This window comes from Arthrobacter sp. TRD_SC_6 (assembly GCF_055361185.1).
The window spans coordinates 3,467,635-3,487,594 of the sequence record NZ_CM143953.1; the positions used below are offsets into that span (position 1 = coordinate 3,467,635).

The following is a 19,960-nucleotide window of genomic DNA, read 5'->3' on the forward strand; positions in this document are numbered from 1 at the left end:
GGGTTACTGGCCGAGCGGACGCCCCGCCATTCCCTCCAGCCGGGCGATGCGCTGCTCCATCGGCGGGTGGGACGCGAAGAGCTTCTGTGCGCCACCGCCACGGAACGGGTTCGCGATCATCAGGTGGGACGTGTTCACAAGCTGCTGACTCTGCGGAAGCGGTGCCTGCTGGGTTCCGCGCTCAAGCTTGCGCAGGGCGGATGCTAGGGCCAGCGGGTCGCCGGTGAGGCGTGCGCCGTCTTCGTCGGCGTCGTACTCGCGGGTGCGGCCGATGGCCGTGCGGACCAGTGTCGCCGCAAGCGGCGCCAGCAACGCGAGCAGGATCGCCGCAATCGGATTACCACCTGAATTGCGGTTGCCGCCAAATGCGGAGGTGAAAGCGAACATCTGCGCCACCGACGTGATCACGCCGGCCACCGCAGCCGCGACGGATCCGGTGAGGATGTCGCGGTTGTAGACGTGCATCAACTCGTGCCCCAGGACACCGCGCAGCTCACGCTCGGTCAGAATCTGCAGGATGCCCTGCGTGCAGCACACGGCCGCGTTCTCCGGGTTGCGGCCAGTCGCGAAGGCGTTGGGAGCCAGGGTCGGCGAGACGTAGAGGCGTGGCATCGGCTTGCCGGCCTTGGCGCTGAGCTCGCGGACAATGCGGTACATCTCCGGTGCCTGCTGCTCCGTCACGGGGACTGCCTTCATGCTGCGGATGGCCAGCTTGTCGCTGTTCCAGTAGCTGTAGGCGATGGACCCCACGCCGATCAGCGCGAAGATCCACAGGAACGCCGAACTGCGCGTCGCCGCTGCGACCACCGCGCCGAACAGCAGGAAAATTCCCATGAGGGAGCCGAAAAGCAGGGCCGTCTTGGCCCCGTTGAAGTGGTTGTGCAATGTTCTCCTTGTTGACTGACTACCGGTACAACGGCGCCGGCGCGCCCACTGTTCCGCAGGTGGCTAGCGGTTCAGGACCGTGCACACGCAGACGCGGTTCCCCTCACCATCAGCAAGAACAGTGAACGACGGCGCTTCCTCCGCGTCGACCACGGTACCGCCTGCTGCCACGGCCGCCGCGATTCGCTGCTCGGCAACATCGTGCGGCACCCACAGGTCGATGTGGAACCGCTGGCGTGGGGTCTCGTGTGCGTCGGTGTGCTGGAACCAAAGGAGGGGAATGCGTCCGTGGGGGTCGACGACGTCGTCGCCCTTTGTCGCGCCGGGATCCCCGGTCAGCAGCGCGGCCCAGAACGGTCCCGCCGAGGCGAGCTCAGCGGTATCCAGCGACAGCTCGAACTCAGCAAGGACCTCCGGTGACGCGGCGAGGTCCAGCCCCCGGGCAATGTCGCTGATGGTCCGTGCCAGGTCGATGTCCCGCTCGGTCACCGCAGACTCATCGTGACTGATCAGCTTGAGGTCTACGTGCGGGTACTTCAGCGTGACGTCCGGATGGTGGTTGGCCGCTTCTGCCGCCTCGGTGACCGCCTGGACGAACCTCAACCCCGCGGTGAAGCTGCCGGTGAGGAAGCGGGCGTGCAATCCCTGCGCAAGCTGGCGCCAGTCGGTGAGTCCGGCGTCGAGCACTTGTTGCGGTGTGAGCTGAGTCATGCGTCAAGTATGTCGGGCTGGCCGAGGCGGCGCTACGGCTCCGGGTTGCGGGAATCGTACTGGCCGAAGCGCGGCTGCACGCGCTCCAGCACAAGCACCAACAGGATGCAGACAATACCGCCGAAAAGCGCCGTCCACCCCTCGCCGATCCACTCCGCGGAACCGCCGCCAAGCAGCTCCCCAACCTTTGGGCCACCGGCGACGACGACGATGAACACGCCCTGCAGGCGCCCCCGCATCGCATCCGGCGTGGCCGACTGAAGGATGGTGCTGCGGAATACGCCGCTGACGGAGTCGGAGATACCGGCAAGCATCAGGCAGATCGAGGCGGGGATGATCCACGGAGTCATTCCGCCGTCGGGCGAGGATCCCGCCATGATCACCACGAACCCGAATCCGCTGACCGACGCACCCCATGCAGCTACGGACCATTGAACGGCGCGTCCCTGCCTGTGGATGTGGCCCAGCGGACCCGAAAACAGCCCCGATAGGACAGCCCCTACCGCGACCGAGGCCAGCAGGATCCCGACCGTCAACTCGCCACCGCCGATGAACACCGCGCCGACCGCAGGCAATAGGACGCGCGGCTGCGCCATGATCATGGCGACCAGGTCGATGATGAAGGTCATGCGGATGTTCGGCCGTGTTCCGAGGTAACGGAAGCCTTCGACGACCGTCGCCAGGCCCGCCCGCCTCACCGGACCCTCGGGCGGCATGGGCGGCAGGCGGAACAGCGCCCACAGCGCCGCGGTGAAAGTCACGACGTCGATCGTGTAGGTCCAGCCGTAGCCCACCTGCGCGATGAGCAGGCCAGCGAGCATCGGGCCAACGGTGAAGGCCAGCCCGAAGGTGATCATCGACAGCGCGTTGGCCGCAGGCAGGAGTTCGGGACGCACCAGACGGGGAATGATTGCCGTGCGTGTGGGCTGGTTAATGCCGGCGAACCCACTGTGGATCGCGATGAGGATGTAGAGCACCCACACGTTATCTGCGCCCATCCAGGCCTGGACTGCAATGCCGATCGTTGACGCCCAGAGGCCGAGGCCCGAGAGGAGGGCTACCTTGCGTCGGTCATGGGCGTCAGCAACAGCTCCGCCGTACAGTCCTGCGAAGACCAGTGGGATGAGGGCGAAGAGCCCGATGAGTCCGACACTCAAGGTGGATCCGGTGATGTCGTACACCTGGAGGCTCACCGCAACCAGGGTCAGGTTGGTTCCAACCGCAGACAGCGCAGTCCCGAAGTACATCCTCCGAAACGCCGGGCTTTCCCTGAGCGGAGTGATGTCGGCGAGGAGTCTGGGCACTGGCTTAGTGTACCGGCGAAGCGGTTACCCTCGGCAACGAGCTCCCAGTGTCTGAGTAATCATCAGCCTGCTGACTTTCGGAGCCGACACGACTAGGGTTTGTGGTCTCCACACGCAAAGGACCGTCTCATGCTGACCGCCGAAGTAGCCGAAGGAATCCACTGGCTGGAACACGCACACGTCAACGTCTACTTCGTGGAGCAGGACGGCCGGGTGATGATTGTCGACGCCGGTCTGCCTACTGTCTGGCCGAAGATCAAGGCGGCGCTCGGCGAGTTGGGGTTCCAAAACTCGGTCGTTGCAGTGGTCCTCACGCATGGGCACTTCGACCACGTGGGTGCGGCAGCGCGCATCCGTTCTCACTACCGGGTGCCGATCCTGGTACATCCCGATGATGCCTACCTTTCTGCGCACCCCTACCGGTACCGGCACGAGCTGAACCGGCTCGCGGTTCCACTGAGACACCCGGCGAGCCTGCCTATCCTTGGCCGCATGACCTTCGCGGGCGCGCTGAACGTCCGCGGAGTCGCAGATACCCTTCCGCTGATGCCGGGCATCGCCGCGAACCTCCCTGGCACGCCGGACGTGATTCACGTTCCCGGTCACACTGACGGGCACATCGCCCTGCACTTCCCTGCCCGGAACACCCTGATCTGCGGCGATGCACTGGTAACCCTGAACCCGTACACCGGGGTCAAGGGTCCGCAGATCGTTTCAGGGGCCGCCACCGCAAACTCATCACAGGCACTCGACTCACTCGACCGGCTCGCTTCGCTGACCGCTGACCAGGTGCTGACCGGACACGGTGAGCCGTGGCTCTCAAGCCCGGCAGACGCCGTCGTCATCGCAAAGCTCAACGGGCCCAGCTAGGAACGCGGGGTACCCGCGCGAGCGGAGCGAGTGGGGGGAAGTTCCGACGCGCTAGGAACGCGGGGTACCCGCGCGAGCGGAGCGAGTGGGGGGGCAGTTCCGACGCGCTAGAAGCGGATTATGCATCCGCATTGCCCGCAATCGCCTCATCGATCGCCGACAGCAGCCTCTTGTCGCCGAGGATCCGGAAGTGTCCCATGACGTCGATCTGCACGTTCGTGGCGCCGACCAGCTCGCTGCCGCCGGGGATGTGCGGGTCGAACGTCCCGTAGATCGAGGTGATGCGCGAGTTCACCGCGAGGTTTGCGCGCAAGGCGGTCAGCGTCCGGTTCCGCGGTGAGAACGCGCGGAGGCTCGGGAGCAGCGCAAACATCGCGTACACGGACCCTGAGAATGGCGAGTTGACGGCAATCAGCTGATGTACCCGGGGAGCTGATTCAGGCAGGGTCATCACATACTTGCCGATCAGCCCGCCCTTGCTGTGAGCGAGAATAACGACGTCGTGCAGGTCTCGTTCCGCGAGGTAGTTGGCAACCAGCTCCGCCATCGCCATGACGCTGCCCCGGTTGTAACCGAGTGCGGTGATGGCGTGCACGGGATGGCCCTTGGCGTGCAGGTGGGAGGCGACCGGGTGCATGAACTGCCACGGCTCGTAGATCCCGGGAAGCAGGATCACCGGCACGCGGTCACCGGAAAGCTGCCGCTTGGCGTCCCCGCGGAGGATGAAACCACGGACCTGCCAGAGAGCCACATAGGCGTAGTCGAGCGCCCAGGCCCAACCGCGTCTAAGCAGTTGCACGGGAATTTCCCGTCAGAATCCCCTGAGCCGTCTCGACAGCATTGTGGTACATCAGGACGTGTGGCGCGCCATCGACCTCTTTGATGACCGCATGCCCGTTCGCCGCCGCGAGGCGCTCCAACCACTTCAGGGGCGCGATCGGATCGCGTGCACCGCGCATCAACACGACAGGGCAGGTCACCTGTGCCACAGCCTCCTCCAGCGGATGATTCACCATCGCCGGGAGGGTCCGGAGGTACGGAACGAATGACCTCAGGTAATCCGTGAACACCATGAAATTGACCCTGGGAGATTCCCGCAGTGTGTCCTGCCCAAGACGAAGCGCCTGTTTGCGAATCGAGCGTTCATGGTCATTGGTGGTCGGGCCGAGCAGCACCAGCTTGCGCACCAGCTCCGGTCCTCGGGCCGCCGTCTCCGTAGCCACCTGACAGCCCATCGAGTGGCCAACAAGTATTACGTCGGTGAGGTCCAGCTTGCGCAGGACGGCCAGCACTAGCTTCCCGAGTTCCGGGACCGAAAGCGCGCGGCGCGGACCAGGCGATGCACCGAATCCGGGCAGCTCGATGGCATAGACGGAGTGGTTCCGGGCCAGTTCAGTAGCGAGCGGCTTGAAGTACCTGGCCGACACACCGATCCCGTGCACCAGGACAACCGGCGGCCCGCCTTCGCCCATCGAGCGCACGACGACGGTGCAGTCCGCTACGCTCTCCTTGCGTACTGCTTCCCATGGCGATCGGCCCACAATTTCCTCCAGTTCCGGCATGCATTCTCTCCAGCGTAGACGCTGCGGCGTGGCTTATTATGACTTACTCAGAATAAGTGGTTGACTGTCACCATGACGGAACAAATCGCCACGGAAAGCGCATGGGCCACGTCCCTCCGCGCCGCCGGGCGCAGGGTGACGAAGCAGCGCCTCGCTGTACTCACCGCCGTCGAGCATTCACCGCATGCAACAGCCGACGACGTCGTCACCGCAGTTCGCTCCGAACTCGCGGACATGACGGTCCAGTCGGTGTACGTGGTGCTCTCGGACCTGACCGCGAGTGGGCTGCTGCGACGGATCGAAACACCGCACTCCCCTGCCCGCTATGAAACCCGCGTCAACGACAACCACCACCATGCCGTGTGCACGGGGTGTGGGCGGATCGAAGACGTGGACTGCGCCGTCGGGCACGCGCCGTGCCTCACTCCGCATTGGTCCCCCGGCTCAGAGCAGATGACCATCCAGATAGCCGATGTCGTCTACCAGGGCCTTTGCAATGACTGCCGTGAGACGTCCTCCCAAACTTCACCATCTCAATTACTCGAAAATCACTAAAGAAGGAGAATCCATGACTGCCAACTTCAGTACAACCCAGTCGGGTGCCCCCGTTGTTGACGACAGCAATTCCTCGGCACTGGGCCGCGACGGCGCCATCCCGCTGACCGACCATTACCTGATCGAGAAGCTCGCACAGTTCAACCGCGAGCGTGTCCCCGAGCGCGTTGTGCACGCCAAGGGCGGCGGCGCATTCGGTGTCTTCGAGGCCACCGAAGACGTCAGCAAGTACACCAAGGCTGCCCTCTTCCAGCCGGGTGCCAAGACCGAGACGCTGCTGCGCTTCTCCTCAGTCGCCGGCGAGCAGGGCTCCCCCGATACCTGGCGCGACCCCCGCGGCTTCGCCCTGAAGTTCTACACCTCAGAGGGCAACTACGACCTCGTGGGCAACAACACCCCGGTGTTCTTCATCCGCGACGGCATCAAGTTCCCCGACTTCATTCACTCGCAGAAACGCCTCCCAGGCTCCAACCTGCGCGACGCCGACATGCAGTGGGATTTCTGGACCCTCTCCCCCGAGTCGGCACACCAGGTGACCTGGCTGATGGGCGACCGCGGCCTTCCGGCATCGTGGCGCACCATGAACGGTTACGGCTCGCACACTTACCAGTGGATCAACGAGGGCGGCGAGAAGTTCTGGGTCAAGTACCACTTCAAGTCCAACCAGGGCCACGAAGTACTGACCACCGATGAGGCTGAGGCTCTGGCCGGCTCGGACGCCGACCACCACATCCGCGACCTCTACGAGAACATCCAGCAGGGCAACTTCCCGAGCTGGGACCTCAAGGTCCAGGTCATGCCGTACAGCGACGCCAAGGACTACCGGTTCAACCCGTTCGACCTCACCAAGGTGTGGCCGCACGCTGACTACCCGCTGATCCCCGTGGGCAAGCTCACCCTGAACCGCAACCCCGAGAACTACTTCGCGCAGATCGAGCAGGCCACCTTCGCGCCGTCGAACTTTGTGCCGGGTATCGCGGCCTCCCCTGACCGTATGCTGCAGGCGCGCATCTTCTCCTACGCGGACGCTCACCGCTACCGCGTGGGTACCAACCACGCGCAGCTGCCCGTCAACGCACCGAAGAACGAGGTGCGCAACTACTCGAAGGACGGCGCCGCACGCTACGCCTTCAACTCCCCGCAGACTCCGGTCTACGCTCCGAACTCCGTAGGCGGCCCCGCGGCTGACCCTGCGCAGTACGGTGCGCACGGCGGCTGGGAGAACGACGGCGACCTGGTGCGCGCCGCGCATACCCTCCACACCGAGGACGACGACTTCGGCCAGGCGGGCACCCTCTACCGCGAGGTGTTCGACGAAGCTCAGAAGGCCCGCTTCCTCGACACCATCACCGGTGCCGTGGGCGGCGTGACCATCGCGCACATCCGCGAGCGGGCCGTTCAGTACTGGACCAACGTTGATGCCGACCTCGGCGCGAAGCTCCGCGCCAACCTCGGCAACGGCGGCGGCAGCGCTGACACCCCGGCTGAGGCTGCGAACAAGTTCTAATTCACCTTCGCTAGCAGGAAGGGCGGGTCCAGTTCCGACTGGGCCCGCCCTTTATTTTTTGCCTGGGCTACTGCGCATCACGGGGCACTTGGCAGCCCGAGCGCCAGCCCGAAGCAAGTTCAGCCAGATGACGTCCCATCATCTTCTTACTCTGGCGCCAGGGTTCCTGAGGGCCAGGACTCCGAAGACTATGAACACCACGGCAGTGGCGGCGGCGAAAGCGTCACCGTGTGGCTCCTTCGCGTGTATGGCGGTGAAGTCAGCTAGCGCATGCACGAGGATGAGCGGCAGGATCCAGTGAAACCGATACTGGAAGGCGGCCATGGCGAAGCCTACAGTCCCTGATAGGAGGACATTGGTGAGGATGTCATAGCTACCACGATCCGTCGTTGCGAACAGGGACAAGTGCTGCAAGCCGAAGAGCACTCCCGTCAAGATCACAGCGGGCAGCGCTTTGTAGCTTCGGGCCAGCCGTTCGAGGACCACGCCCCGGCTGATGAGCTCCTCATTGAAGCCCACCAGGAGAAGTGTCAGGGCCCACAAGGCCGCTCCAGGTGGAGTGATGTCCAGGCCCGCCGGAAGGATCCAGGTCAGTGCCTCCATGAGAAGGACCAGGACGAAGAGCATCGCTGCCGGCCCCGCCCAGAGGCGGGTGATCCCGATCCGCGACCACAGCCGGTAGTAGGTCACTAGACCGGCCGCGAAAAGACAGCAGAGCAGGTTCACGAACAGCCCGGCGTACCACCCTCGGATACCGATCAGTGGTGCGATGGCCAACCCGCCGAGAATGACACCGAAGCGGGCGAGATGGACAGCTGCACCGAAAGCCAAGTCCTGCGTCCGAGAGGTCGTCATGAACCGAAGATACAGCGTGCCGAAGGCCATGAAGTCCCGCCTGCGATGTGCAAGCAATCAGGCACACTAACACTGGAATCAGTGGGCGAAGCTCCTCTCACTATTGAACGGTGAGGGATCCTCCTGTGGCGCTAACTACCGGATCTCGGGACAGAGGCGGTTATTACTAACCGCTCGATGGACTGAACGTTCCTGGACAGCGAACACCACTACCGCACCTCTTTGGAGTCACTCCTCTTTCCCAAGAGCGACGGTCAGGGGTTTTGTGACTAGAGCGCAGGAAGCCCGAACGAACTGCGCGTTGATCGCCCTCGCGTTGGTGTCATTACAGGTGTCGCGCTGCCGCGGATACGCGGACACCAGGTACTGGCCCGGTGGCAGATCGCTGGGGATGATGAGGTGGGCGCTAAAAGCGCCGGCGGACGTCATCGGCGCTTCCAAAGTCTGGATCGGCCGCATCTGGTCGTCGTAAAGAATGATCTCAATCTCAGCCTGCCACCCGTACACGGGATCACAGGACGTGTTTTCATCGGCGCTGATTACAACGGCCTCGCCGGGAGCAGTCACAGCCGCGGCGAGTTCCCATGGAGGTTGCTCACAGTCACGGCCCGGCCGTCCCGGACCAGCGTAGAAGGCAACACTAGCCATCAGCCCTACTGCAGCAACGACCGCAACCGACATACCCCACTTAGCCATGCCGTCAGTATCCTCGCGTTAGACGGGATGGGACAGTGCGATGAGGAATCGAAGCGCCCGCTGGGCATCCTCCTGGATGTTACTGCGGTGTCACGTTACTACATCCGAAGTGTGCTCCGTCGCCTATACCATCTTCGATCGCTCGGGCGAGTTCCTGCGGTGCGGTCACGTGTGCGAGGTGGTCCTGATCAGCCAAGATCGCGACATCGGTGACCTGTAGAGCGTCGAGGAAGAGATCGACGCCTGGCCCGTAAGGTGAGCGGTTCCTGCTGTATTCGCCCGCGATGATCGTCGTCGGGATTGTCCAGGACTCTGGTGTGGTGAAAGCAAAGTCATTGATCGCCAATAATTCGGCACCAGCTGGAGCCGCGAGCTGTAGAAGTTTGGGCCAAGCCGGGGTTTCGCGAAGAGCTTCGACGTACTCACGGGTGTAACCGGAGAGATCGACATTGATGATCTCGACGGCAGCGTCGAGGTTTCCGGCATTCACGGCCGCCGTCACGAGAGGTTCTGCTGAGGAGCCGAACGGGCGTGCGACGGGCTCATACAGGACGAGCGAGCGAACATTGGCACCTCGCCGGATGGCTTCGACCGCAATCAGGCCGCCGTAGCTATGCCCGACAAGGTCGACGGGGCTCTCGAAGGTCGCGAGCCAGAGCATGAGGTCCGTGACCTCTGCATCCACGCCATATTCCTCGTCGAGAGGAGCACTTGGGGCTCGCCCACGTCGATTGAGTACCACTATTGGTCGCCCCGGAGCGAGAGCCCGCACGACGTGCCGCCAAGCATTCGCATCGGCCATCACCCCATGCACGACGACGGCGGGAGTTCCCCGGCCCTTTCGGCTAAGTGCCGTGAGTGTGCCGCGAGCTGATTCCAGCGTTACTTCTGTTAGATCCTCAACCTCATGTTCGTTGCTCATTGATCCCCCACGTTCTATTGGTGACTGGCTCATAGTAGTTGTATCGAGTCTTCCCGATAGGGTCTGTCATTGTGATTTCTCTTGTTGCAGGAACCGGCCTACCGCTCGTAGCGATCCACGGGTTCGGTGTTGATCATCGGATCATGCTTCCCCTGGAGGAATTCATTGAGGACGGGAAGTGGCAACGAATCTACTTGGATTTGCCATGGGCGGAGGGGGCGTCTGAGAGCACCGCGGACAGCACGGAGGATGTCGCAATCAGCGTCGTTGATGAAATCCACAATCTTCTAGGAGTTCAGCCGTTCGCAATCATAGGTAGTTCCTTCGGCGGGATGATCGCGCGTTACGTAGCGCACCGAATGCGTGATCAGATTCTTGGGCTCGCAACCCTCGCCGGAGTGTTCGAGCCTCTCCTTGCCGAGCGCATCCTCCCCGCCCGCCGAGTTCTGCGCCAGGACGCTGCGGTCGCTGCCGCCGCTGGCAAAGCCCGGGGGGAGCACGAGGAGATGACAGTCATTCAGACCAGAGAGACGTTCGCTGCCTTCACCAGATACGCATTGCCCGGTTTACGGAGCGCCGATCAGTCGGTTATTGATCGCATTGCAGCAAATTACTCCCTGCCCAGGCAGCCCGAGGTTGAGTATCCTGCCCCGTTCGAGGCGCCGTCGTTGCATGTATTTGGCAGACAGGACCATGTCACTGGGTACGAAGATGGTTGGAAGCTGCGGGACCACTACCCCCGCGGCACATACGCCGTCCTCGACGCGGCGGGGCATAACGTTCATCTCGAACAGCAAGCGCTCACTAGCGCGCTTGTGAACAACTGGCTGACCCGCATGGATCCAAGGACCCGGCATATGACTACTGAAGGGCACCGCGCAACCGGACGATGATCTGTTCGATCCTGGACGCTACTTCGGCGTGCATCGTGCGTTGTTCTGATGGAGATCGCTCCTCGTCGGCGAGCGTCAGCTCTATCGGCACGGCGTCTACCAGCGCAGCTAGAACGAATTCCCAGCGGGAGCGACTCATGTTGATCGTGCAGTCCTCGCCCTCTGGCGGCCAGGAGGAAATATCATCCCCGGCGCTCGGCCATCCCGGCACTTGCGTCCATCCGATGGATCGGATGGCCAACGCGAGTTGGGCAAGATGCGGGTCTTCAAGCACAGCAATCGACGCGAAGTTGTCCATGGTTCCATCGATCAGCACCCAGTCTTTGATCGGAAGTGTCACAGCGAGAACGTCATCGACTCCCACCGCAACAGGAACATCACTCAAACCGTCTCCGGAGAGTCGGTGACGGGTTGGGCCGACGATCATTTCTAGGAGGTCGTCCAGATTTCCGTGGCACTTCTCCAACTCAGGTAGGTGGTAGAACGCGCTGGTGGTCTCGAGCTTGTTGGTTACTTCGTCAGGCGAATGCAGGATAGTCCTTTTACCTCCAGCGATCGCGATGCCAAGCTCAACATGGGTGCCTTTCCCACCCGGAAGCAGGATAACGACGACGTCGGCACCCAACACTGCATCTCGCTCTTGCTGCCCGATGGAGCGTAGATCACCGAGGGTGACTGAACCGGCGTCGCGCGCCGACGCATTCTGGGTCCAGTCGTACATATTGACGTAGCCCAGGCTTTCCAAGGATTGTGCGACGTACCGGACGTCGGCGATATTCCTGAAGCTCCCCGCAACGTAGAACCTTTCCAAGGTTTCTGCCTCCTGATAGCCGATGCCAGGCACTCGACGTTTAGTTTCATACTTCGTGATGACCACGCCGCCTGGAAGCGTCTGGGCCTCCACCAGCCTAAGGTCCACCCAATTGTCCAGGGCAGCGAAGAACGGGATGCCGCCGCCCACCAGAACTGGATGGGTGACTGTGACGTACTCGTCGATCAGCCCGGCCATGCTGTCAGTCCCTCGGCGTAGGTATTGGTTGTACAGTCCAGCTCGGTTCGCGTTCCTTCACCGGCCGCTCCGCACTAGGTCCGTAGGGTGGACGCGGCGGTTCCTGCTGCGTTCGCCCGCGATGGGCCAAACCGGACTGCGCGAAGTGCCTCGACGTGCTCACGGGACCCCTGAAAATACAGCCAGTCCGTTAGGACGGGCACCGCTTCGGTCGCTACCCGGCAACCCCGCTCATCTGGCCTTCAGGACGTAAAACCACCGGCTCCAAACCGTCAACTAAAGCGAACCCAGCCGTTCCCACCGCCGCCCCGTCAACGACAACGACGTATGGAGGGAGTGGAACGGTTCCATGGCGTATGCCTGGTGGAGGATGTCAACGAACTTTCCGCCATCTGCCATTTGTTGCTCGGCAATGTGGGCGACGGGTACTGCTGGGCTCCAGGAGTTCATCACCACTGCTGCAAGATTCTGTCTTAGATCTGTGCGTTTGACGGCGCGCGTGATCTGGTTGATGCCGAGCGCGGCAAGCTGACGGGTCAGGATCCGCATCGTGATGCCTGGTAACACCTCTGCCTTGGGCCAGACCACCGAGGTTCCGTCCCAAAACGCGAGATTCCATATGGTCGCCTCACTGAACCTTCCACGACTATCAATGAACGCTGCGTCATCGAAACCTCGTGCGTTAGCCTGACGTAGGAACTGCGTTTTGGCTACTTCTCCCACATGTTTGATGCGTGGGAGATGGCGTTCGTGACTGATGACATCAAGCGTCAAAGGGGTAGTTGGTGGTGTGACCGGGTCGGTAACTTTGATGAGGACGTCAAGTTCAGTGTCTATCCGGGCCTGCATGAACTCGCCGGGTCGTGCACTGATGAAGCAGGTCAGTGAGACGTCCTGGGGTGCAGACTTCACAGCTAGCGAGATCAGGTCACTTACCTGCTCGTCCGGTAGATGGTCACCGAAGAGCTCATCGCTGGCATGGCGCAGTCGCTGGAGGTGAAGATCGAGTCCTCGTACGGCATGGTCACGCACCTGCATGGCGGTGAAGTGGGCGTATCCAGCGAAAGCCAGAGGAGCAAGCTGCTCGACGGTGGCCGACTGGCCGTTGAGATATGCATAAGGGATAGACATGTTCAGAATCTAGGAGTTGACACTAGTGACAAGGGCAAATTCGGAGGAGCTCCTGAGGGTGGGGGAATTGGCCGCCCGCACGGGGGTGAGCGCCCGCCTGCTGCGCTACTACGAGAACCAGGGGATTCTGCCGGCGCAGCGATCGGCTGCAGGGCAGAGACTTTTCGAGATTGACGCCGTCGAACAGGTGCGCTACGTCCGCGAGCTTTTGCATGCTGGGCTTCCCATCCGAATTATCCGCAACCTCATCGATTGCATCCGGGAACCCGGGCGTATTGAACCCTGCGCCGTTCCGATACTTCTTGAGCATCTCAATGACTACGATCAGCGGATCAGTTCTCTCCTGAGCACAAGGGCCTCACTACAGGGCCTACTGGACGCATCAGCAACTTGAGTAAATCGACACGATCGGGCAACATCCGGTGAAGGATCCGCCGGCGAGTACCCGTAAGTCACTTTCAGGCAAAGAAAGGTTGAACCGATGAAGATAGGCATTATTGGCGCCGGGGGCGTCGGAGCGTACTTCGCTGCAGCCCTGTCGCAGGCAGGGCATAACGTCCATCTTCTGGTTACACCTCGGCACCTGGCACCCATCAGGGATCACGGGCTGCGCCTCACCACCGGCAGCGGACGCGACGATCTGATTCCCATCACCGGGGTCGCCACGGACGCAGCAACGATCGGGCAGTGCGATGCGGTGATAGTCGCCTGTAAAGCGGGCTCCGTCCGCGAGGTCATGGCGACAGCCCTGCCACTTCTTGGCCCAGACACCCCAGTGCTGCCGTTGCAGAACGGAGTCACCGCGTCTGAGCAAATCACGGCTGCCGTAGGTCCCGGGCATGCACTGGGTGGGCTGTGCATGATCATCTCCTACCTGGTCGAGCAAGGACATGTGCACCACGTCGGCGGACAGCCTGCGGTCACCCTCGGGGAGCTCGACGGAATAGCCAGTACCCGCACGCAGCACCTCGCAGACGCTCTAACGGCGTCCGGTATAACGGCTCAGGTCTCGAGCGACATCACCACGGATCTGTGGCGGAAGTTTATGCTCATCACCTCCTACGGAGGTGTCGGGGCACTCTGCCGCAAGAACGTCGGGGAAACCCGAACCCACCCAGCGACGCGTGCGCTGGTCGAGGACGCCATGCGCGAAGTCGCCATCATCGGGGCCGCCGCCCGTGCGAAACTTACGGCTGATGACGTGAAAACCGCGATGGCCCAGTACGACGCGTTTGCACCAGAGAGCACGGCGTCCATGCAGCGCGACCTCATCGCAGGACGCCCCTCAGAACTCGAGGAACAAAACGGTGCCCTCGTCCGCATCGCAGCCAACCACAACCTTCAGGCGCCCATCCACACCACCATCTACCGCGCGCTTAGCATTTTCGGCACCACCAGCTAGTGCCGCCTCCTTGGTGAGATGTGAAGGCGCGCTAAACGGCACAGATCAGGTATGCCCATTGGCTACGCTCGCGCCTTGTCGTTGACGCGCTCAGCAAAAACGCGATGCCTTTTACTATGGCGGCCGGTTAACTCTCTCCGCCCGGCGGATCGAGCGCCGAGTCGAGCGTCTGGAAAAGGAGCTTGAGCAGCAAGTGCAGCGCCTGCTCCACCGATTCGCGGTCGTGGTTCAGCACATAGTCGTACTGCAGACCATAGAGACTGGACGTAAACACCCGTCCGGCCGGCTCGGCACGGTCTCGGGGCAGGCCCTGCTGCACCAGCCAGTCAGTGGTGAAGGAGTACCAGTATTCGAACTTCTTCGACGCACTCCCCCGCGGTGAAAGGCTCGCCGCATCCTGGACCGCCGCCTCGAACTCCAGCCGCTGTAGATTCCGGTTCCGATCAACAAGGAGCCAGTTCCAGGACTCAAGGATCCAGGTACGGAACTCCTCCGGCGAGAGGTCCGTTGGGTTCTCGGGCTTCATGGCGTCGTGCCGGGACTCGATATGGCGGACGATCTCGTTGACCAGTTCCTCGCGGTTACCGAAGTGGTATACCAGCACGTAGCTGCTGATTCCCAGCCCATCCGCGAGCGTCCGGAAGCTCAGACTGGCGAACGTCTTGTCGAGCAGATACTCGACAATCTGGTCCAGCAGCTCAGTCTTTCGTTCCGGTTTCGGGGGGCGCGCCATCCTGAGATCCTATCGTCGGCCCGCCGAACCCCTCGCGATCACATCACAATTGTCCCCAAACTGTTTCCACGGGCAACAGGGGGGGCCTACCTCCCGGCACCCACAGGTTCCGACGCCGGGAGCTGGCTGGCGCCGTCGTCGTCGGCTTTCTGGGTGAGCTTGGCACCCTCGACGTCGACATCCGGGAGGATGCGGTCCAGCCACTTCGGCAGCCACCAGGCCGAGCGGCCAAGCAGGTGCATCGCCGCCGGGATCAGCGTCATGCGGACCACGAACGCATCCAGCAGCACGCCGAACGCCAGGCCGAACCCGATCGGCCGGACCATGGTCAGGTGCGAGAACACAAAGCCCGCAAAGACCGACACCATGATGATCGCCGCGGCAGTCACCACCCGCGCGCCGTGGCTGAAGCCCACGCGCACGGCTTCCTTCGCCGGACGGCCGTGGACGTATGACTCGCGCATGCCGGAGACGAGGAACATCTGGTAATCCATCGCGAGGCCGAACAACACGCCGATCAGAATGATGGGCAGGAAGCTCAGGATCGGGCCGGGATTGGTGACGCCGAAGAAGTCGCCCAACCAGCCCCACTGGTAGATGGCCACGGTGGCGCCGAAGCTGGCCAGCAGCGAAAGCAGGAAGCCCGCGGTGGCGATCAGCGGCACCAGGATCGAGCGGAATACCAGGAGTAACAGCACCAGCGAAAGCCCGACGACGATGCCCAGGTAAAGCGGCATGGCCTCCATGAGCTTGGCGGAGACGTCGATGTTCGCAGCGGTTTGGCCGGTGACGGAGACGGTGACTCCGGTGGCGTCCTCGATGTTGACGGCCTCGGCGCGGAGGTCACGGACGAGCTGTTCGGTGGTCTCGCTTGCCGGGCCCTCCTCGGGGATGACCTGGTAGATGGCGGTACGTCCGTCATCGCTGATTCCCGCTGGGACGGCGCTTGCGACGTCGTCGATCTCTGCGAGGCGGTCGGCGACGTCAAGCTGGAGGTCGGTGCGTTCGCCGTCGTCGTCGAGCTGTGGGAGCTCGCCCACCACAAGGAGCGGGCCGTTGGTTCCCTCGCCGAACTTTTCGCCGACGAGGTTGTACGCCTGGTAGGCGGTTGAATCGGCGGGTTCGGAACCGCCGTCGGGCAGGCCGACGCGCAGCTCGAGGGCAGGCAGTGCCAGGACCGCAAGTGCAGCAACGCCAGCGATGACTGTGAGCACGGGCTTGCGCGTTGCGAAGCCACCCCAACCACGGCCGGCAGCTGCTTTGTCATCGGCGGTGTGCTCGGCCTCGTCTGCCTCAGCTGCCGCGAGGTCTGCCTTCGCCCAACGGCGCTTTGAGATGACCTTGCGTCCCATGAAACCGAGCAGTGCCGGGGTCAGCGTAAGGGCCACGAGAACTGCCGCGGCGACTGTTCCCGCGGCGGAGAAGCCAAGGATGGTCAGGAACGGAAGCCCCGGAACTGCGAGCGCCGCGAGAGCGATGATCACCGTGATGCCCGCGAACAGGACGGCATTGCCGGCGGTTCCCGTGGCACGTGCGATTGACTCCTGCAGCGGCATACCGCGAAGCAGTTGTGTGCGGTGCCGGTTGACGATGAAGAGCGAGTAATCGATACCGACTGCGAGGCCGAGCATCAACGCGAGCACCGGGGAGATGGAGCTCATCTGGATGACGCCGGTCAGTGCGAAGGTAACGCCAACACCGACGCCGACGCCGACGATCGCCATGAGAAGTGGGAGCCCCGCCGCTACCAGGGTGCCGAGCATGACGATGAGGACGATGGTTGCGACCAGGAGGCCAATGATCTCGCCAGGACCGAAGATTTCGGAGATGTCCTGAACGATTTCCTTGCTGTATTCGACGTTCAGCCCGGCGTCGGTCACGGCGCCTGCAGCTTCCTGCACGGCTTCACGGGTTTCGGGGGTAATCGCATCCACTGCGGTGGAGAACTGGATGCTGGCGACGGCGGTGGTGTTGTCGTCGGACACAAACTGGATGCCCGAAGAGGCGTCGAGCAGGCGTTCACCCCGCTCAAGCTCTGTCCGACCGGCATCGAGCTCTTGCTGTCCTTCGGTGAGCTGCTGGCGCTGTGTATCAATCTCAGCCTGCGCTGCGTCAAGTTGGGCGAAAGTTGCTTCGGCTTGCTCCGCGGGGAGGAGGTCGCGGGATGCCTCGAACTGGGCACGCTGGCCATCGAGCTGCGCCTGCCCGGCCTCGAGCTGAGCGGCGCCGTCAGTCAGTTCCTGAGCGCCGGTTTCGAATTCGTCGCGGCCGGTCTGGAGCTCGGTGCGGCTGTCCGCGAGTTCTTGTTCGGTGACAAACGGGTCGACGACGTTCTCGACGCCGTCGAGGGAGGCGACGTCGTCGAGAGCTGCGCTGACGGCGTCGCGCTGAGTGTCATTAAACTCGCCGTCCTCGCTCTGGAAAACGATGGTTCCCATTCCGCCGACGGCGTCGGGCATGTCCTCCTTCAGCTGGTTCAGGACCCGCTGGGATTCGGTGCCGGGGATAGTGAAGTTGTTGCTGAGCGTGCCGGAGAAGGCGACGGCGGACCCGCCGACGGCCACCATGATGGCGAGCCACGCGGATACCACCCACCAGCGGCGGCGGTAAGCGAAGGAACCAAGTCGGTACAGGAGATGTGCCATGGTGTTTATGCGTCCTGGTCTAGAGCGTGGGGGTTGGTGAAACCGTCGCGCAGCATGGTGAGCGTGGCGACGATGTGGTTTTCGAGGGCCTTGGCGTCGTTGTCTTCGCTGGAGGCCCATTCGCGCATGGCGGCTTTGGCGCAGGAAAGTACGCATCCGACGAGCGCGTGAATATAGAGGGGTGAGGCCTGCCCGTGAAGGCGTTCCTCGACGGCGCTGACGATCCGCGCTTCCGCCCGTTCCCACGCAAGGAGGTGGGTTCCGAGGAGGTCCGGGTTGTTAGCTGCCATTCGGAAGAGATCGCCGCAGTCCTGCAGGTTCTCCACCTTGGTGGTGGCGGAGAGGGTTTCGAGCATCGCGTCGAGGAGCGGCTCGTCCTTGGGCCGGGCGCTGAACTCCGTGACCGCCTGGTCGAGGAAGGATTCCGTCGAGACGATCAGCGCGTCTTCAGCGCTGTGGAAGTAATTGAAGAAGGTGCGCCGGGAGACGTTCGCCTGCTCGGCGATCTGGTCAGCGGTGAAGTTGCCCATGCCGTGCTGTCGGGCAAGATCGAGGGCGGCTTGGGCGATGGCGCGCCTCGTGTCGAGCTTGTTCTGCTCGCGGCGGCCGGTTACTGGTTCAGTCACGTCTTTACACTACGTGCAACTTTGCACTTTGTGCAACATACTCCTTCTGCTGACGGCAGATCTGCCCTGAGACGCATACCGTTGCGAGCCTTCCCAGCGACGGACAGGCTGGCACCATGAACACTCAACAGGACGGCCTCCAGGTTTTCGACAACGCACTCTCCCAACAACTGATGAGGCACCGGATCCTTTTCCTTGGCGACGAGTTGGACCAGGAAGGCGGCAACCGACTCTGCACCCAGCTGCTTTTGCTCTCGGCGGAGGATTCGCGCCGGGACATCAGCCTGTGGATCAACTCTCCAGGCGGATCAGTACCCGCCATGCTGGCCATTCGAGACATCATGCAGCTCATCCCGAACGACGTCTCTACCCTGGCCGTCGGCTGGGCAGCCAGCGCCGGACAGTTCCTCCTCAGCGCTGGCAGCCCGGGGAAGCGATACGCCCTGAAGCACTCGCGAATTCTGCTGCATCAGGGGTCCGGCGGGATTGGCGGAACGGCAACTGACATCGAAATCCAGGCTGCTGACCTGCGGCATACCCGCGACACAGTGCTCTCACTCATAGCCGCCGATACCGGGCAGCCCGTCGAGCGGATCGCTGCCGACTCCCTGCGCGACAGGTGGTTCACGGCCGGTGAAGCAAAGGAGTACGGGTTTGTGGATCACATTCTCGAGAACCTCGACGACATCCGCCCGGACAAACCGGTCAGCGTGAGCCTGGGCGGATCACGATGAGCACCTACACCATCCCGTACGTCACTACGCGGGCAGGCGACGGTTCACGGCAAACGCTGGACATCTACAGCAGCCTGCTCACGGAGCGCATCATCTACCTGGGCACACCGGTTGACGACGGCGTGGCCAACAGCCTCATCGCACAGCTGATTCACCTCGAATCGCAGTCGCCGGATGTTCCGATTGATCTCTACATCAACTCCCCCGGTGGCTCGATCGAAGCGATGCTGGGCATTTACGACGCCGTGCAATACGTACGATCCCCCATCAGGACCGTCTGCATTGGGCAGGCCGCCTTCACCGCCGCGGTGCTTCTTGCCTGCGGTGCACCCGGTCAGCGTTCCATCCTGCCGCGAGCCCGTGTGGTCCTCCACCAACCACATGTCGAACCAGGCCGGGGAACCGTTCCGGACCTCATCCTGAACGCCGAAGAGGTCTCGCGGGTCAAGCTGGTGCTGGAGCAGCTCCTTGCGCGGCATACCGGCAAGAGCGTCGATACGATCAGGCAGGACACCGACCGCAACCTGATTCTCAACGCCGCGCAGGCTGTTGAGTACGGGTTGGTGGATCAGGTGGTGGAGAACCGCTATATCTGACTTACGCCGCGAGGCACACCGGTCCGGAGGCTCTCTGCTGCGTCGCGTACAGCTGGCGAGCCGCCTGGCTGGTGAGGTCGAACATCGTCATATCCAGGGCCCGGGCGACACTGGCGAAGACCTCCGAGGAAGCATCCTTGCGTCCTCTTTCGATTTCCGACAGGTATTGGGTTGAGATCGCGGCTCGCTGCGCGACCTCGACCAGCCGTTCGCCACGTTTATGGCGGGCTTCCTTCAGAATGGAACCGAATACGGTACGCAACGGCGGTTCATTGTTCAGACGCTTTGGTTGGAACGCGATGATGTCTCCCATGCGCACACCCT

Annotated in this window: 21 protein-coding genes and 1 pseudogene; 8 read left to right on the forward strand and 14 right to left on the reverse strand. The window is 62.7% G+C overall.

Annotated elements, in window-relative coordinates; translation table 11 throughout:
• Nucleotides 1-3: 3 nt before the first annotated feature.
• From htpX to ACWA1U_RS16480, 3 genes are all read right to left on the reverse strand, one after another.
• The gene (htpX, locus tag ACWA1U_RS16470) at nt 4-885 is read right to left on the reverse strand and encodes a zinc metalloprotease HtpX (protein WP_463723218.1); all 882 of its coding nucleotides are present in this window, start codon (nt 883-885) and stop codon (nt 4-6) included.
• Nucleotides 886-948: 63 nt separating this feature from the next.
• Nucleotides 949-1,596 carry a 4a-hydroxytetrahydrobiopterin dehydratase gene (locus ACWA1U_RS16475; protein WP_463723219.1) on the reverse strand — a complete coding sequence of 216 codons (648 nt, stop codon included), beginning with the start codon at nt 1,594-1,596 and terminating at the stop codon, nt 949-951.
• 32 nt (nt 1,597-1,628) lie between these two features.
• A complete protein-coding gene (locus tag ACWA1U_RS16480; RefSeq protein ID WP_463723220.1) occupies nt 1,629-2,900 on the reverse strand; it encodes an MFS transporter in 1,272 nt (423 codons plus the stop codon).
• Between the two features lie 129 nt (nt 2,901-3,029).
• Between ACWA1U_RS16480 and ACWA1U_RS16485 the strand changes: the two genes are divergently transcribed.
• Complete coding sequence (locus ACWA1U_RS16485) at nt 3,030-3,770, forward strand: MBL fold metallo-hydrolase (RefSeq protein WP_463723221.1); 741 nt, start codon at nt 3,030-3,032, stop codon at nt 3,768-3,770.
• Nucleotides 3,771-3,888: 118 nt separating this feature from the next.
• Here ACWA1U_RS16485 and ACWA1U_RS16490 read toward each other — a convergent pair whose 3' ends face one another.
• On the reverse strand, nt 3,889-4,569 hold the full coding sequence (locus ACWA1U_RS16490) for an esterase/lipase family protein (RefSeq protein WP_463723222.1): 681 nt from the start codon (nt 4,567-4,569) through the stop codon (nt 3,889-3,891).
• Nucleotides 4,556-5,332 carry an alpha/beta fold hydrolase gene (locus tag ACWA1U_RS16495; RefSeq protein WP_463723223.1) on the reverse strand — a complete coding sequence of 259 codons (777 nt, stop codon included), beginning with the start codon at nt 5,330-5,332 and terminating at the stop codon, nt 4,556-4,558. Before ACWA1U_RS16495 ends, ACWA1U_RS16490 begins: the two co-directional genes overlap by 14 nt.
• A 72-nt stretch (nt 5,333-5,404) precedes the next feature.
• On the opposite strand from ACWA1U_RS16495, the gene ACWA1U_RS16500 reads away from it, so the two are divergent.
• Entirely contained in the window at nt 5,405-5,887 is a 483-nt protein-coding gene (locus ACWA1U_RS16500) for a Fur family transcriptional regulator (protein WP_463723224.1), read from the forward strand.
• 13 nt (nt 5,888-5,900) lie between these two features.
• The gene (locus tag ACWA1U_RS16505; protein WP_463723225.1) at nt 5,901-7,394 is read left to right on the forward strand and encodes a catalase; all 1,494 of its coding nucleotides are present in this window, start codon (nt 5,901-5,903) and stop codon (nt 7,392-7,394) included.
• A gap of 138 nt (nt 7,395-7,532) precedes the next feature.
• On the opposite strand, the gene ACWA1U_RS16510 is transcribed toward ACWA1U_RS16505, so the two are convergent.
• The 3 genes from ACWA1U_RS16510 to ACWA1U_RS16520 all read right to left on the reverse strand — a co-directional run bounded on the left by ACWA1U_RS16510 (nt 7,533) and on the right by ACWA1U_RS16520 (nt 9,867).
• Nucleotides 7,533-8,249, reverse strand: a complete 717-nt coding sequence (locus tag ACWA1U_RS16510) for a CPBP family intramembrane glutamic endopeptidase (RefSeq protein WP_463723226.1) — start codon at nt 8,247-8,249, stop codon at nt 7,533-7,535.
• Nucleotides 8,250-8,477: 228 nt separating this feature from the next.
• Nucleotides 8,478-8,945 (reverse strand): hypothetical protein, encoded by a 468-nt coding sequence (locus ACWA1U_RS16515; protein ID WP_463723227.1) that lies wholly within the window; start codon nt 8,943-8,945, stop codon nt 8,478-8,480.
• A 79-nt stretch (nt 8,946-9,024) separates the two neighbouring features.
• Nucleotides 9,025-9,867 carry an alpha/beta fold hydrolase gene (locus ACWA1U_RS16520; protein ID WP_463723228.1) on the reverse strand — a complete coding sequence of 281 codons (843 nt, stop codon included), beginning with the start codon at nt 9,865-9,867 and terminating at the stop codon, nt 9,025-9,027.
• Nucleotides 9,868-9,938: 71 nt separating this feature from the next.
• Here ACWA1U_RS16520 and ACWA1U_RS16525 point away from each other — a divergent pair, with 71 nt between their 5' ends.
• Nucleotides 9,939-10,760, forward strand: coding sequence for an alpha/beta fold hydrolase (locus ACWA1U_RS16525; RefSeq protein ID WP_463723229.1), 822 nt, complete (start codon nt 9,939-9,941; stop codon nt 10,758-10,760).
• An 847-nt stretch (nt 10,761-11,607) separates the two neighbouring features.
• On the opposite strand, the pseudogene ACWA1U_RS16530 reads toward ACWA1U_RS16525, so the two are convergent.
• Nucleotides 11,608-11,781: pseudogene (locus ACWA1U_RS16530) on the reverse strand (dihydrofolate reductase family protein); the annotation flags it as partial.
• Between the two features lie 264 nt (nt 11,782-12,045).
• Nucleotides 12,046-12,900, reverse strand: coding sequence for an aminotransferase class IV (locus ACWA1U_RS16535; protein ID WP_463723230.1), 855 nt, complete (start codon nt 12,898-12,900; stop codon nt 12,046-12,048).
• 25 nt (nt 12,901-12,925) lie between these two features.
• Here ACWA1U_RS16535 and ACWA1U_RS16540 point away from each other — a divergent pair, with 25 nt between their 5' ends.
• Together ACWA1U_RS16540 and ACWA1U_RS16545 are read left to right on the forward strand one after the other, a co-directional pair.
• Nucleotides 12,926-13,294 carry a MerR family transcriptional regulator gene (locus ACWA1U_RS16540; protein ID WP_463723231.1) on the forward strand — a complete coding sequence of 123 codons (369 nt, stop codon included), beginning with the start codon at nt 12,926-12,928 and terminating at the stop codon, nt 13,292-13,294.
• An 87-nt stretch (nt 13,295-13,381) separates the two neighbouring features.
• Nucleotides 13,382-14,302 (forward strand): ketopantoate reductase family protein, encoded by a 921-nt coding sequence (locus ACWA1U_RS16545; protein WP_463723232.1) that lies wholly within the window; start codon nt 13,382-13,384, stop codon nt 14,300-14,302.
• A gap of 127 nt (nt 14,303-14,429) precedes the next feature.
• On the opposite strand, the gene ACWA1U_RS16550 is transcribed toward ACWA1U_RS16545, so the two are convergent.
• The 3 genes from ACWA1U_RS16550 to ACWA1U_RS16560 form a co-directional block, all read right to left on the reverse strand.
• Entirely contained in the window at nt 14,430-15,035 is a 606-nt protein-coding gene (locus tag ACWA1U_RS16550) for a TetR/AcrR family transcriptional regulator (protein WP_463723233.1), read from the reverse strand.
• Nucleotides 15,036-15,121: 86 nt separating this feature from the next.
• Nucleotides 15,122-17,680, reverse strand: a complete 2,559-nt coding sequence (locus tag ACWA1U_RS16555) for an MMPL family transporter (protein ID WP_463723234.1) — start codon at nt 17,678-17,680, stop codon at nt 15,122-15,124.
• Nucleotides 17,681-17,685: 5 nt separating this feature from the next.
• A complete protein-coding gene (locus tag ACWA1U_RS16560) occupies nt 17,686-18,306 on the reverse strand; it encodes a TetR/AcrR family transcriptional regulator (protein WP_463723235.1) in 621 nt (206 codons plus the stop codon).
• A gap of 116 nt (nt 18,307-18,422) precedes the next feature.
• Between ACWA1U_RS16560 and ACWA1U_RS16565 the strand changes: the two genes are divergently transcribed.
• Both ACWA1U_RS16565 and ACWA1U_RS16570 read left to right on the forward strand, forming a co-directional pair.
• Nucleotides 18,423-19,040, forward strand: a complete 618-nt coding sequence (locus tag ACWA1U_RS16565) for a ClpP family protease (RefSeq protein ID WP_463723236.1) — start codon at nt 18,423-18,425, stop codon at nt 19,038-19,040.
• Nucleotides 19,037-19,636, forward strand: coding sequence for a ClpP family protease (locus ACWA1U_RS16570; protein WP_463723237.1), 600 nt, complete (start codon nt 19,037-19,039; stop codon nt 19,634-19,636). The genes ACWA1U_RS16565 and ACWA1U_RS16570 overlap by 4 nt, the downstream gene beginning before the upstream one ends.
• Nucleotide 19,637: 1 nt before the next feature.
• Here the strand turns inward: ACWA1U_RS16570 and ACWA1U_RS16575 are convergent, their stop codons facing one another.
• On the reverse strand, nt 19,638-19,949 hold the full coding sequence (locus tag ACWA1U_RS16575) for a helix-turn-helix domain-containing protein (RefSeq protein ID WP_463723238.1): 312 nt from the start codon (nt 19,947-19,949) through the stop codon (nt 19,638-19,640).
• Between the last annotated feature and the right edge of the window lie 11 nt (nt 19,950-19,960).